The organism is Actinomycetospora aeridis (assembly GCF_037400275.1).
Lineage (GTDB): Bacteria > Actinomycetota > Actinomycetes > Mycobacteriales > Pseudonocardiaceae > Actinomycetospora > Actinomycetospora aeridis.
On sequence record NZ_JBBEGL010000005.1, the window covers coordinates 235,231 to 248,242 of the forward strand.

Genomic DNA, 13,012 nt, shown 5'->3' on the forward strand with positions numbered 1-13,012 from the left:
CGGGCGTGTGCGGGGTCGTGACGATCGGGTAGGCCCGCCGTCGACCGAGGACACCGTTCGACGACGGAGGAAGACGATGGCAGAGGACACGTCGGCCGAGGACCTCAAGGGCCGCGCCAAGGAGGCCGTCGGTGCGCTGACCGGGCAGGACGACGTCGCCCGGGAGGGCAAGGAGCAGCAGAAGAAGGCCGACGCCGAGGACACCGCCCGCCAGAAGGAGGCGGAGGCCCAGAAGGCCCGCGCCGAGGCGGACAAGAAGGACGCCGACCAGAAGAAGCACCAGTAGACGGCTCCCCGCACCACGACGGCCCCCGGACGACGGTCCGGGGGCCGTTCGTCTGTCCGGGCCGTTCGACGCGAACCGTCGCGGCGGCACTGAATCGGTGTCGAACCCTTCGTTGCGTGGGTAACCCTGCTCGCATGGCGTCCACGACGGAGCGCGAGGAGCACGAGGACCAGGTCCACCCCGACGACGAGCGGTTCGGGGCCGCCCTGGCGCGCGCCCTCGACGAGGCCGCCCGGAACCTGCTGGACCGGGGCGACGAGACCGTCGAGCGCACGCTGACGCTGATCGTGCAGGGAGCGATCCACACGATCCCGCACGTGGAGCACGCGGGCGTCTCGCTCGTCGAGCGCGGCGGGCAGGTCGAGGCCTGCTCCCCGAGCAGCGACGCGGTGCGGGACCTCGACGAGCTGCAGAACGAGCTGCGCGAGGGGCCGTGTCTCGACGCGATCTGGCAGGAGCACCGGACCCTCGTCGAGGACATGGCGCAGACGCAGCGCTGGCCGCGCTACGCCAGGGCCGCCACGGAGCGCGGGATCTCCTCGCTCATGGCCTTCCAGCTCTTCGCCACCCACGGCAGCGCCGGCGCGCTGAACCTGTACGCCTCGTCGCCGCACGCGTTCGACGAGGCGTCGGCGGACGTCGGGGCCCTGTTCGCGTCCCAGGCCGCCCTCGCGCTGCACGGGGCCAAGCGCATCCAGGGCCTCACCGTCGCCCTGGACAGTCGCGACGTGATCGGCCAGGCCAAGGGCGTGCTCGTCGAGCGCTTCGGCGTGGGCCCCGAGCAGGCGTTCTCGATGCTCGTGGAGTCCTCGCAGCAGACGAACATCAAGCTCGTCGAGGTGGCCACCTGGCTGGTCGGCGAGGCGCAGAAACGCCGCGATCGCCCGGCCGCTCCGGGACGTTAGAGGGCGTCGTCCGGACGGGTAAGACCGGCGCCAGGTCGACAGGACGCCCGCGGGTCGATCGTCGACTCAGACCCCGCCGGTTCTACTCCACGAGCCGGCGGGGTCGCCTCGTCCCCGGATCGTCGTCCCGACGTTGTCCCGACGGCCGGGGAGGTCGACCATCGACGTCATGGCGGACGACGGGACCCACGTGATCGTCGGTGCGGGGCTGGCCGGGGCGAAGGCCGCGGAGACCCTGCGGGAGGACGGCTTCGGCGGCCGGGTCGTGCTGGTCGGCGACGAGCAGGAGCGGCCCTACGACCGCCCGCCGCTGTCCAAGGAGTACCTGCAGGGCGGTCTCCAGGGCACCGCCGACCGCGACAGCGTCTACCTGCACGCGCCGGACTGGTACGCCGAGCACGGCGTCGAGCTGCGCGCCGGGGTGCCGGCCACCGCGCTCGACCGCGACGCCCACGAGGTCGTCCTCGCCGACGGCGACCGGCTCGACTACACCAAGCTGCTGCTCGCCACCGGGTCGTCCCCGCGGCGCCTCCCGCTGGCCGGCGCCGACCTCGAGGGCGTGCACCACCTGCGCACCCTCGCCGACAGCGACGGCATCGCCGCGGCGGTGCGCTCGTCGTCGCGGATGGTGGTGATCGGGGCCGGATGGATCGGGCTCGAGGTCACCGCCGCCGCCCGCCTCGCCGACGTCGCGGTCACGGTGATCGAGTCCGCGTCGCTGCCGCTGCTGCGGGTGCTGGGCCCCGAGATCGCCGAGGTCTTCGCGACGCTGCACCGCGAGCACGGCGTCGACCTGCGCGTCGACACGCAGCTCGCCGCGATCCTCGGCCGCGACGGGCGGGTGTCCGGCGTCCGGCTCGCCGACGGCACCGAGATCGACGCCGACGCCGTCGTGGTCGGCGTCGGGATCACCCCGAACACCGCGCTCGCCGAGGCCGCCGGGCTCGAGGTCTCCGACGGCGTCGTGGTGGACGCACGCCACCGCACGTCCGACCCCGACATCCATGCCGCGGGTGACGTCGCGAACCTCTGGTTCCCGTCGTTCGGGCGTCACCTGCGGGTGGAGCACTGGGACAACGCCCTGAACGGCGGCCCGGAGGCCGCCCGCGCGATGCTCGGCGACGAGACCGGGCACGACCGGCTGCCGTACTTCTTCAGCGACCAGTACGACCTCGGCATGGAGTACACCGGGTACGTCGCGCCCGGCGAGTACGACGAGGTGGTGATCCGGGGCGAGGCCTCCTCGCGCGAGTTCGTCGCGTTCTGGCTCGCCGGTGGGCGGGTGCTCGCCGGCATGAACGTCAACGTCTGGGACGTCACCGACCCCATCGCCCGGCTCGTGCGCCTCGAGGAGACCTTCGAGCGCGGCCGCCACGCCGACACGGCCGTGCCGCTGGCCTGACGGTCAGATGACCTCCGAGAGCCCGACGTAGCCGACGTCGTGCAGCCGCTGACCGGACACCTCGGCGTAGGCCTCGTCGGCGCGGATGCCGACCCCCTCGACCACGCGGTTCATGAAGTTGAACAGCGCGCACACGAGGATCGCGTCGTAGAGCGCGCGGTCGTCCCACCCCGCGGCGGCCACGGCCGCGGCGTCGGCCTCGGTGACCCGGCTCGGTGAGCGGGTCAGCACCCCGACGTAGTGCAGCAGCGGCTTCATGCCGTCCTCGAGCGGCGCCGAGTCGAGGTCGGCGAGGGCGGCGGCCAGAACGTCCTCGTCGACGCCGAACGCCCGGGCCGTCGCGGCGTGCACGCCGTGGCAGTAGCCGCAGTCGTTGAGGCCGGAGACGTAGGCGGCGATGAGCTCGCGCTGCCCCGGCGTGAGCGCGGAGTCGCCGCGCATCACCGTCTCGTGCAGGCCGAGCAGCGGGGCGACGGGCTCGGGGAACGCGCGGAACGCGTCGAGCAGCGTGGTCGCGGGCGGCAGGGAGCTCAGGTGGGACACGGGGCCTCCGTCAGATCGTCCGGGTGTCGAGCCGCGCCGCCAGCGGGTCGATGTCGGCGCGGCGGATCCAGCAGGCGACGAGGTAGGTCCGCACCGCGGGCGGCGCGGTCGCGTCGGGCAGGTCGCGCAGCGCGGCCCAGGCGGCGCGCACCGAGCCCACGGCCGGCGCCGTCGTGGCGGGCGCGAAGTCCGGTCGCCGGGCGGACCAGCACGCGGCGCCGCGCGCGAGCAGCTCGTCGCGTCCCGGCGCGTCGGGCACGCCGTGACGGACGAGGTCGACGGTCGTCGCGACCAGGGCCGGGTCGTCGTCGCCACCCTCGTCGCCACGCAGCGCAGCGAGACCCAGGCCGAGGAGCAGCGCTTCCGCGTCGAGCCCGAGGACGACGACACCGGCCTCCTCGTCGGGGGCGGCGTCCTCCCCGGGCAGGGACATCCGCGCGACGTCAGGCACCCGCGGCCACCGGGACGTCGGCGGGGACGAGCGGGTGTCCCCGGCGCAGGCCCTCGGCGACGGCCGTCGCGACCCGCGCCGTCGCGAGGCGGTGGCCGTCGATGTTGCGGGCGGACGGGCCGAGCGCCATGCCGGCCGCGGCACCGACCGCGAGCACCCGCGGGGCCCGCGCGTAGGACACCGTGCGCGGGTCGAGGTCGGGCCAGCCGTCGGCGGCGGCGACGACCTCGTCGGGCAGCAGCCCCGCCCCCGGCGCGAACACCGTGCCGAGCGCGAGGACGACGCGGTCCCCGGTGACGGCGGTGCCGTCGGCGAGCGCGACGCGGCCGGTGGTCACCGACGACACCTCACGGCCGCGGTGCAGGGTCAGGCGCCCGTCGGCCTCCGCGGCCTCGAGGCGCGGGCGGAACTCGAACATGATCGAGGCGCGCCGCTGGGCCCGGAGGAGGTCCAGGCGCCGGGCCCGGTCACCGCCGTCGAAGCGGGCGCGGCCCTCGGGGCGGAAGAACGTCGCGTTGACGTCGGCGCACTGGTAGCGCTGCTGGTCGGCCCGCAGCACCCACCGGACCCGCGAGCCCGCCTCGAGGGCGCCCGTGACCAGGTGCGCGGCGGTCAGGCCCGCACCGACGACGACCGTCGGCCCGCCGTCGTGGACGACCCCCTCGTCCCAGAAGCCGACGCCGGCCGGTGGCGGGCCGCCGCCCCACCACGACGTCGGCGCCGGGCGGCGTTCCTCGCCGGGGCAGAGCACGGCGAACCGCGTCGCGACGCGGCCGCGGTCGGTGTGCACCACGACGCCGTCCGGCCCGGGGTCGACCGACCGCGCGGTCGCCCGGTACATCCGGCCGGTGACGTGGTGGCTCACCGCGAGGTGGTGGCAGTACGCCTCGAACACGTCGACCGGGACCACCGAGCGGTGCCCGGACTGGGCCATGCGGATCTCGCGGCGTTCGACGGCGGTGAGGCGGCCCCAGTGCAGGCGGGCGAAGTCGAGCAGCTCGCAGTCGCGGAACCCCTCGACCCCGGGGTGGTGCTCGTACGGGGAGCGCAGCACCCGCTGGCCGAGGGCGTCGATGCGGCGGAAGAAGCGCTCGGCGGGACGGGCACCCGGGTCGACGACCACGACGTCGCGCACCCCCTGGTGCCACAGCGCCGACACCACCGCCAGGCCGGCGGGACCGGCCCCGACGACGACCACGTCCGCGCGGGCGGGCGGGTCGGCGTCGTGGGCCCGTGGACCGGTCGCGGCGACCGGCCACGGGCGTCCGCGGGGGGAGTCGAGGAGGTGGGGCTCGGGGACGAAGGTGGGCACGGGGCGGCGATCAGCCGATCACCGTGACGGGGACGACGAGCTCCACGACCGGCCGCTGCGGGATGCCGTCGGCGACGATCTGCTCGATCGTGAGGTCGTCGCTCGCGGCCACCGGGCTGTACTGCGAGTACGAGTAGGCGGGGCTGGTCCCGCCGGCGTCCAGTGAGTACATCTTGAGCACGGCCTCCCCCGGGCGGACCTCGCCGTCGTAGAAGACGACCCGGGTGTGGTCGGGGGTGAGGAAGGACCGCGAGAACTGGCGCGACATCAGGGGAGCCTCGTCGCCGCCGACGATCGTCGAGCCCTGGCCGGTGACGACCTGCATCGCCACCCACGTCCGGTCGGTCAGGTTCGTCTCGGCCTTCACGACGGTCCAGCGACCCGCCGCGGGGAGCTCGACGACCACGGACACGTCGTGGTCGGTCGTGTCCACGGCGCCGGTGATCATCAGGACCCGGCGGGCGACGTCGGCCACCCCGGCCAGCTGGATGTCGCGGGCCCGCACCCGCTGGGAGACGTCGAGTCCGGAGAAGTCCGGTGTGGACACAGAGGGCCCCCTGGTCGAGCCGAGAACGGATGGTCGAGAAGGATCCGATCGAGCGGCGTGGACGAAGTCAACGCTGCCGGGATGATCTCCGATCGACTATCCTGCGCGGTCCGAGTGATCCAGGTTGCGCGCCGATGGCCGGCCGATGAAGTGCACCTCGAAGCCCTCGTCGACCCAGCGTCCGTCGAGGGCGATCTCCGCCGTCACGGTCGCCCGGAACCACTGTCCGTCGCTCGTCAGGTGGCAGCGGCGCGGGGCGGTCCCGTCGAGCAGTGCGAAGAGGACCTCGTAGACCTCGTTGCGCTGGGCCTGTGTCGCGGTGTCCGACCAGGCACCCAGGACGTCGGTGCCCTCGGTCAGGCGAGTCGTGATCATGGCGACCTCCTCGAACGGATAGCAGCACTGTCCGCTGCTGGTGCGGCCCAGTGTCGAGGGGTCGTCGGGCGCCTGGCTTCTCCTGCCGTGCGACCCACGCCGCCACCGAGGCCCGCCGTGCCGCGCTCCCCTGCAGACGGCGACGGCGCGCACCCGCCCGGCGGGTCGGACTGCCGAGGGGCGGCAGCCCGTGGGCAGGTGACTGATGGCTCAGTGACGACGTGGGTCGGCCCCGGCGCTGTGCGGTCAACTCCGGAGCCTCGCCGGGTGGCCGAGCAAGAGCCGCCGCGGCTGGACAAACGGTGCGCTGTGCGTCCACGAGACGCAAGGCGTGGTCCGGTTGCGCACGACGAGCGGGCACGTGGCGGAGACGGACGCCCTCAGGCCGGGCCCCGCGTCACCCGGCGCGGGTGCAGGACGATGCGACGCAGGTTCTCCTCGACGCGGTAGTCCTCGACGCGCTCGCGCTGCTCCGGCGACGCCAGGTCACCCCAGTAGCGCTCGGCGAGCCGGAGCGCGAGCTCCGACGCCCCGCCGTCCGGCAGGGTCACGTCGGCCTCGATCGACACCCACCCCTCGGGCTCCCCGTCCGGCTTGACGACGACGAACGTCGCCTGCGGGTCGGCCTCCAGCCGGCGGACCTTGAGCGCGTCGGCCATCGAGAACAGCTGCACCTCGCCCTCCGGGGTCAGCTCGAACCAGACGGGCCGGGGCGCGGGGAGCCTGTTCGGGCCGGGCGGGATGGTCAGCAGCCCGTGGAGGGGACGGCCGAGCAGGTCGCGGTCGTATGCGGTGAGCGCCATGCCCGACAGCCTGGGCGCCCCAGGCCGATGTGCCCATCCGCGCGACTCCGGAACACCTGCGCGATCGTCCGGCGCGCCAGGATTCTGACCGAAGGGCACCTTCGGTCGACTAGATCGGCGAGGGGCGCCCCTCGCCGGAACGAGCGGCGCGCCCCGGTTCTGATCGAAGGGCACCTTCGCTCGACTAGATCGGCGAGGGGCGCCCCTCGCCGGAACGAGCAGTTGAGCTGTGCTCGACGACGAGTAGGCGGCAACGCTTCCTCTCCAGCGCGTCGGCCAAGTGGCCCGACACGACCGCTACGTCCTGCGGCCCACGACGGGAACGCGGGGTGAGAGCTGGGCGACGAGGGCAGTGCCACTCGGAGTCGCGAGTCGAACGACGAGGACGGTCCGCAATCGGCATGTGCGCCTCGAGACACCCCCGCCGCTCGTTGTGTGGATCTGTCGGTTACGCCGTCGATATGCCATTCTTGCCTGACAGGTGGGTCGAACTGATCTGGGGGGATCATGACACGAGAGATCAAGATCGACAAAGTGTGCGCTGTACCGACCGGAAAGCGAGATCCATCTCTTTCCGAGTGATCCGCCATGCCGATACGTCCGCCCGCCTTCGCGCTCGTCGCCGTACTCCTCGCCGGACTGACGATCGCGACGCCCGCCGCACTCGGCGGGGAGGCGCCGACGCCCAGCAATCCGCCGGTCGCGACAACAACACCGACGGCGACGCCCACGCCGGTGGTGGTCAAGCAAGTCGGGGGCGACGGACTCGTGTTCGAGACCACGTCGAGCCTGACCGATCTGATCCACGACAACGCCACCTCAACGGCCGGGTTCATCCTGCTCGACAAGCCGTGCACTCATGTCAGCAAGGAATCCTTCTCGCACCGGCCACTGACGTCGACTCGCTGCAGAAGCGCTACCCCGCCCGGCTCACAACCATCGATCCTGTTCCCGCCGGCACTGCGAACGGCCCCTACTGCGCCGCCATGATCAACACGACGGTGAAGAGCACCGACCCCGCAACGGGAACTCTGATCCTGAGGATCGATCCCGTCGACGCCACGGCGTCACCCGTCGAATACGCCGTGGAGCGGTCCTCGGACTTCGACACCTTCTTCTGGATCTTCGTCGCGGCCCTCGTCGTGGGCGCGGTCAGCGCCTTCTTCACCGGGCGCACTCTCCGTGCGGCATCGGCTGACAACAAGGTCCTGCCACCCGACTACGCCTACGACAAACCTTGGGCATCTGCGACTGCGTTCCTGGGCGCCATCAGCACAACGGCCCTTGCCCAGAGCGGCGCGCTGTCCACGATCTCTCCCCAGTACCAGACGACAGGCATCACGATCGCCAACATTGCCGTCACCCTGATCCTGGCGGCGAGCCCACTCCTCGTCGGCGCTGCCTACGGCACCCTTCGGCCGAGCGGAAAGCGGTCGGTGCTCATCATCGTCACGTTGTTCGTCATGACCGGCTTCGCGGCGCAGACGTTCCTCAACGGTCTCTTCTTCCTCACCACAGGCATCATCAGGGGAGTACCGGCTTTCACCGTCCTCTTGTTCGTGCTCGTTCTCGTACTCCTGCTACCGGGCAGGTTCGTCTGGAAGACACTTGCGCTCGACCTCCCCAGCACGCGGCCATCGGTGCGCTACACCGGCACGTCGACCGAGAAGTCCGGCACGAGTTGACCTCGCGCTGAGACGCCCGTCACGGGCACGATCTCCACCATGAACGCTCCCGAGACACCGACGCTGATGCGCTCGCCGGGACAGCCGGAGGGCACCGGCCTCGGCGCCTACCTCGAGTACCTGGCGTCCACCCGAGGGCTGCGGTTCGAGGACTACCGCGCCCTCTGGCGCTGGTCGGTCGGCGAGCCGGAGGCGTTCTGGGCCTCGATCTGGGACCACTTCGGCGTGCCCGGCACCTACGAGCGCGTGCTGGGGTCGTCCGAGATGCCGGGCGCGCACTGGTTCCCGGGCGCCGAGGTCAACTACGCGGCCCACATGCTCGGCACCGACGACGACCTCGACCGCACGGCGATCATCGCCCGCTCCCAGACGCGCGAGCCCCGGGAGATGACGTTCGGCGAGCTGCGCGACCAGGTGGCGCGCGCCCGCGCCGGGCTGGTGCGTCTCGGTGTGGGCAAGGGCGACCGGGTCGTCGGCTACCTGCCGCACGTCCCGGAGACGATCGTCGTGTTCCTCGCCGCGGCCAGCCTCGGCGCGATCTGGGCGGCGTGCGCGCCCGAGTTCGGCGCCCGCAGCGTCGTCGACCGTCTCGGTCAGCTCGAGCCGACGGTGCTGCTCGCCGTCGCGTCGTACCGCTACGGCACCAAGGAGATCGACCAGCGCGAGGAGCTGGCCACCATCCGGGCGGGGCTGCCGAGCGTGCAGCACGTCATCGGCCTGGACTACGGGCCGCACGCGGTGCCGGACGCGATGACGTGGGACGAGCTGCTCGCCGGGACGGGTCCGCTCGCGTTCGAGCCGGTCGGTTTCGAGCACCCGCTCTACGTGCTGTTCTCGTCGGGCACCACGGGGCTGCCGAAGGCGACCGTCCACGGCCACGGCGGCATCCTGCTCGAGCACCTGCGCCTTTTCGGCCTGCACTTCGACATCCGTCCCGGCGACCGGACGCTGTGGTTCACCACCACGGCCTGGGCGATGTGGAACATCACGATCTCGGTGCTGCTGCACCGCGGCGCCGTCGTGCTGCTCGACGGGAACCCGCTGTGGCCGGACCTCGAGGCGCAGTGGCAGCTCGCCGCCGAGACCGGTGTCGCCCTGCTGGGTGCCAGTCCCGGCTACCTGACGTCCTGCCGCAAGGAGGGCATCGTGCCGCCCCGCTGGCCCGAGCTGCGCCAGCTGGGGACGACCGGGGCGCCGCTGCCGCCGGAGGCGTTCGACTACGTCTACGAGCACCTCGGACCCGACGTCATCCTCAACCCGTTCAGCGGCGGGACCGACGTGTGCAGCGGCTTCGTCGGCGGCGGCACCTGGCAGCCGGTGTACCGCGGCGAGATGTCCGGCGCCGGGCTCGGCCACGACGTCGCCGCGTTCGACGAGGACGGCCACCCCGTCGTCGGGCAGCTCGGCGAGCTCGTCGTCCGGGCACCGATGCCGTCGATGCCGGTCGGGTTCTGGAACGACCCGGACGGCGAGCGCTACCGCGAGGCCTACTTCGACACGTTCCCCGGCGTCTGGCGGCACGGGGACTGGGTGCGGTTCACCGACCGCGGCAGCTGCGTGATCACCGGCCGCTCCGACGCGACGCTGAACCGCGGCGGGGTGCGGCTGGGCACCGCCGAGTTCTACGACGTCGTCGAGGACATGCCCGAGGTGGCCGACTCGCTGGTGGTGCACCTCGAGGACGACCAGGGCGGGTCGGGCGACCTGCTGCTGTTCGTGGAGCTCACGCCCGGCACGGAGCTGGACGACGACCTGCGCTCCCGCATCGCCGGCGGGCTGCGGCGCAACCTCTCGCCGAGGCACGTGCCCGACCTGATCGCGGCCGTGCCCGCGGTGCCGCGGACGCTGACCGGCAAGAAGCTCGAGCGCCCGGTCAAGCAGGTACTGCGCGGCCGCGCCGTCGACGAGGTGATCAGCCCCGACGCCGTGCGGGGCGCCGAGGCCGTGCCGGCCTTCGTCGACGCCTACGGCGCGTCGCGCTAGCCACCGCGGGGCGCTCGCCGCCGTCGGCACTTCCTCCGCGGCCGATCCGCTGTCACGATCGCCGACGATGTCAGAGACAACGGATTTCGAGCGCCTCCGCCCGCTGCTCCACGCGATGTCGTCGGACGACCGCGACGAACGCCGCCCCTGGGCCGACACCCTCGGCGAGTGGTGGCGCGAGGGCGCCCTCGACGCGGAGAGCGCGACCACCCTCGGCACCGTCGTGACCTGGTGCGCGATGGTCGACGACGACGCCGGCGGCATCCGCGCCCGGGTCCTCGATTCCCTCGCCTCCCTCGCCGAGGACGGGCGGCTGCCCGAGGCCTCCCTCGACCGGCTCCTGCGGGGCATCGACGCGCAGTGGGTCCCCGACAGCGAGAAGACCGCCGTCAAGACGCTGCGCGCCGCCCTGGACCGGGCGCCCGGCGGGCGCCGGGACCCCAAGGGCTATCTCTGGACGCTCGTCGACCACGTCCACGCGCTCACCTCGCCCGACCCCGCGGAGCGCCGGGCCGCTGCGGAAGCGGCCGCCGCCGAACCGGGCGTTGGCGCGACGGACCGCGAGGCGCTCGACACCGTGTCCGGCTGGGCGACCGCCTGACGACCTGATCGGCCAGGCTGGCAAACGGCGGGCGCGGCGCGACGACCGGAATGGGCATCTCTCGGACGGAATGGTCGGAAACGGCGCACCGTGGCCCTCGTCAGCCGTCGGACCGATGCGTTCGGTAGTGAGTCGATGACGTCGAGTCGGCCGCCCGCAGACCGTGTCATGCGGACAGCGGTAGGAGGCTCTCGGGGACCGGTTCACCATGTGACGCACCTCGAGGCGCGGGGCGTCGAGGATGGCGCATCCCTGGAGCCGGAAATGAATCACCGTGGCCGTCCTGTGAACTGCATCCTCCCTCCCCACATCCTGAACGCGCTCCTCGACAGCGACGACCAGGAGATCCGCCGCACCGCCGTCGCCACGCTGACCAGCACGTCACGGCTGCGTGGCGAGCGGATCGCCCGGGCCATCGCCGCGGTCGCGGCGCCGGCGGGTGGTCGCCGCACCATCTCCGACTGCCACCACATCAAGGTGCTCTCGCAGGCCACGGTCGAGCGCGGAGAGGACGACCCGCCCACCGCCGACCCCTCGGTGAACGCGGCGTTCGACGGCCTGGGCACCACGCGCGACTTCTACTGGGAGATCCTGCAGCGCAATTCCATCGACGGTAAAGGGATGCGCCTGAACGGGTACGTGCACTACGGACAGAAGTTCAACAACGCGTTCTGGGACAGCCGTGAGATGGTGTTCGGTGACGGCGACGGTCGCATCTTCAGCGACTTCACCGGCTCGCTCGACGTGATCGCCCACGAGCTCACCCACGGCGTCACCGAGCACACCGCCGGACTCGATTACCACAACCAGTCCGGGGCGCTCAACGAGTCGATCTCCGACGTGTTCGGGTCGGTGGTCAAGCAGTGGAAGCTCGGGCAGACGGCCGACCAGGCCGACTGGCTCATCGGCCCAGAGATCTTCACGCCCGGCATCGAGGCGGACGCGCTGCGCTCGATGAAGGCGCCCGGCACCGCGTACGACACCCCGCTGCTCGGCGGGAAGGACCCCCAGCCCGACCGCATGAGCAAGTTCGTCCACCTCCCCGACACCGACGAGGACGACAACGGCGGCGTCCACATCAACTCGGGCATCCCGAACAAGGCGTTCTACCTCGTCGCCACCGGGATCGGCGGGAACTCCTGGGGCGCACCGGCCATCATCTGGTACGAGTCCCTCAAGGCCTCGTCCGCGGACACCGTCTTCCAGGAGTTCGCCGACACGACCTTCGCGAAGGCCGGCCAGCTCTACGGGACGGGCAGCCCGGAGCAGCAGGCGGTCTTCGCCGCGTGGCAGGGAGTCGAGATCACGATCACCGGGGCGTCCCCACTGAGCATGCGGCTCAGCGCCGGCGCCGCGAGCAACGGGAACGGGACCGCCGCCGCGGTCCTGCCCAGCCGCGTCGACGAGCTCGCCGGCCAGATCAAGGCCCTCACCAAGGAGGTCAACGGCTTGCGGAAAGCACGCGCTTGAAGATCACCGTGACCGAGCGGGGCGGGTTCGCCGCCGCCGTCCTCCGAGCCCAGCCCGACACCGTCGTCGACACCGCGGACCTGGCGTCCGCGGACGCCGCCGCACTGGAGGGCGTCGCGAGGACGGCGGTGGCGCGCACGGCCGGCGACAGCGGCGAGCACCGCGCCCGTCCCGACGAGCAGAGCTACCGCGTCGTCGTCGACGACCACGGCGAGCAGTCCGTGATCAAGGCCTACGACTCGACCATGGACCCGGCGGTCGCCGACCTCCTCGAGCGAGTCCGGCGGCACGCCCCCTCATCGGGAGGAGACCGGTGACAAACGTGATCAAGCTGTTCGACAGCTACAGGATCAGATACTTCACGGTGAGTGCCGACCCGACCAACGAGCTGCGAGCGATCATCGACTGCGACGCCGGGGGCAAGTGGGTCGTGCAGATGCAGTTCTGGGCCAACGCGCCCAACACCGGCGGCGGCCTCGGTACAGACGTGGTCGTCATGTACTACGCCCTCGAGCGGTTCTCCGCCATCGTGGACATCCTCCGGCACGACTCGCCGTTGGCGATCTCCTTCGACACGGACGCCAAGCGCGGGGAGCTCTACACATACACCGAAGAGATCGGCGAGACGGAGATCGTCCAACTCGCGTGA

16 protein-coding genes are annotated in these 13,012 nt (G+C 72.2%); 10 read left to right on the forward strand and 6 right to left on the reverse strand.

Annotation, left to right across the window (positions count from 1 at the left end; all coding sequences use genetic code 11):
• Positions 1 to 76: 76 nt before the first annotated feature.
• The 3 genes from WCD41_RS19275 to WCD41_RS19285 all read left to right on the forward strand — a co-directional run bounded on the left by WCD41_RS19275 (position 77) and on the right by WCD41_RS19285 (position 2,593).
• Positions 77 to 286 (forward strand): CsbD family protein, encoded by a 210-nt coding sequence (locus WCD41_RS19275; protein WP_337715332.1) that lies wholly within the window; start codon positions 77 to 79, stop codon positions 284 to 286.
• Positions 287 to 420: 134 nt separating this feature from the next.
• Complete coding sequence (locus tag WCD41_RS19280) at positions 421 to 1,191, forward strand: GAF and ANTAR domain-containing protein (protein WP_337715334.1); 771 nt, start codon at positions 421 to 423, stop codon at positions 1,189 to 1,191.
• Between the two features lie 169 nt (positions 1,192 to 1,360).
• Positions 1,361 to 2,593 carry an NAD(P)/FAD-dependent oxidoreductase gene (locus WCD41_RS19285; RefSeq protein WP_337715336.1) on the forward strand — a complete coding sequence of 411 codons (1,233 nt, stop codon included), beginning with the start codon at positions 1,361 to 1,363 and terminating at the stop codon, positions 2,591 to 2,593.
• A 3-nt stretch (positions 2,594 to 2,596) separates the two neighbouring features.
• Here the strand turns inward: WCD41_RS19285 and WCD41_RS19290 are convergent, their stop codons facing one another.
• The 6 genes from WCD41_RS19290 to WCD41_RS19315 form a co-directional block, all read right to left on the reverse strand.
• Entirely contained in the window at positions 2,597 to 3,136 is a 540-nt protein-coding gene (locus WCD41_RS19290) for a carboxymuconolactone decarboxylase family protein (protein ID WP_337715338.1), read from the reverse strand.
• A 10-nt stretch (positions 3,137 to 3,146) separates the two neighbouring features.
• Complete coding sequence (locus tag WCD41_RS19295; protein WP_337715340.1) at positions 3,147 to 3,587, reverse strand: DUF6187 family protein; 441 nt, start codon at positions 3,585 to 3,587, stop codon at positions 3,147 to 3,149.
• Positions 3,580 to 4,899, reverse strand: coding sequence for an NAD(P)/FAD-dependent oxidoreductase (locus tag WCD41_RS19300; protein WP_337715342.1), 1,320 nt, complete (start codon positions 4,897 to 4,899; stop codon positions 3,580 to 3,582). Before WCD41_RS19300 ends, WCD41_RS19295 begins: the two co-directional genes overlap by 8 nt.
• A 10-nt stretch (positions 4,900 to 4,909) precedes the next feature.
• Positions 4,910 to 5,446, reverse strand: a complete 537-nt coding sequence (locus WCD41_RS19305; protein WP_337715344.1) for a DUF6423 family protein — start codon at positions 5,444 to 5,446, stop codon at positions 4,910 to 4,912.
• Between the two features lie 96 nt (positions 5,447 to 5,542).
• Positions 5,543 to 5,821, reverse strand: a complete 279-nt coding sequence (locus WCD41_RS19310; protein WP_337715346.1) for a DUF6235 family protein — start codon at positions 5,819 to 5,821, stop codon at positions 5,543 to 5,545.
• A 380-nt stretch (positions 5,822 to 6,201) separates the two neighbouring features.
• Positions 6,202 to 6,624, reverse strand: coding sequence for a pyridoxamine 5'-phosphate oxidase family protein (locus WCD41_RS19315; protein ID WP_337715348.1), 423 nt, complete (start codon positions 6,622 to 6,624; stop codon positions 6,202 to 6,204).
• Positions 6,625 to 7,212: 588 nt separating this feature from the next.
• Here WCD41_RS19315 and WCD41_RS19320 point away from each other — a divergent pair.
• From WCD41_RS19320 to WCD41_RS19350, 7 genes are all read left to right on the forward strand, one after another.
• Positions 7,213 to 7,614, forward strand: a complete 402-nt coding sequence (locus tag WCD41_RS19320) for a hypothetical protein (protein WP_337715350.1) — start codon at positions 7,213 to 7,215, stop codon at positions 7,612 to 7,614.
• On the forward strand, positions 7,611 to 8,309 hold the full coding sequence (locus WCD41_RS19325; protein WP_337715352.1) for a hypothetical protein: 699 nt from the start codon (positions 7,611 to 7,613) through the stop codon (positions 8,307 to 8,309). The genes WCD41_RS19320 and WCD41_RS19325 overlap by 4 nt, the downstream gene beginning before the upstream one ends.
• Before the next feature lie 39 nt (positions 8,310 to 8,348).
• The gene (locus tag WCD41_RS19330) at positions 8,349 to 10,292 is read left to right on the forward strand and encodes an acetoacetate--CoA ligase (protein ID WP_337715354.1); all 1,944 of its coding nucleotides are present in this window, start codon (positions 8,349 to 8,351) and stop codon (positions 10,290 to 10,292) included.
• Positions 10,293 to 10,359: 67 nt separating this feature from the next.
• Positions 10,360 to 10,893, forward strand: coding sequence for a hypothetical protein (locus tag WCD41_RS19335; protein ID WP_337715356.1), 534 nt, complete (start codon positions 10,360 to 10,362; stop codon positions 10,891 to 10,893).
• Between the two features lie 285 nt (positions 10,894 to 11,178).
• On the forward strand, positions 11,179 to 12,363 hold the full coding sequence (locus WCD41_RS19340; RefSeq protein ID WP_337715358.1) for a M4 family metallopeptidase: 1,185 nt from the start codon (positions 11,179 to 11,181) through the stop codon (positions 12,361 to 12,363).
• A complete protein-coding gene (locus WCD41_RS19345; RefSeq protein ID WP_337715360.1) occupies positions 12,360 to 12,680 on the forward strand; it encodes a protealysin inhibitor emfourin in 321 nt (106 codons plus the stop codon). Before WCD41_RS19340 ends, WCD41_RS19345 begins: the two co-directional genes overlap by 4 nt.
• A 5-nt stretch (positions 12,681 to 12,685) precedes the next feature.
• Complete coding sequence (locus WCD41_RS19350; RefSeq protein ID WP_337715362.1) at positions 12,686 to 13,012, forward strand: hypothetical protein; 327 nt, start codon at positions 12,686 to 12,688, stop codon at positions 13,010 to 13,012.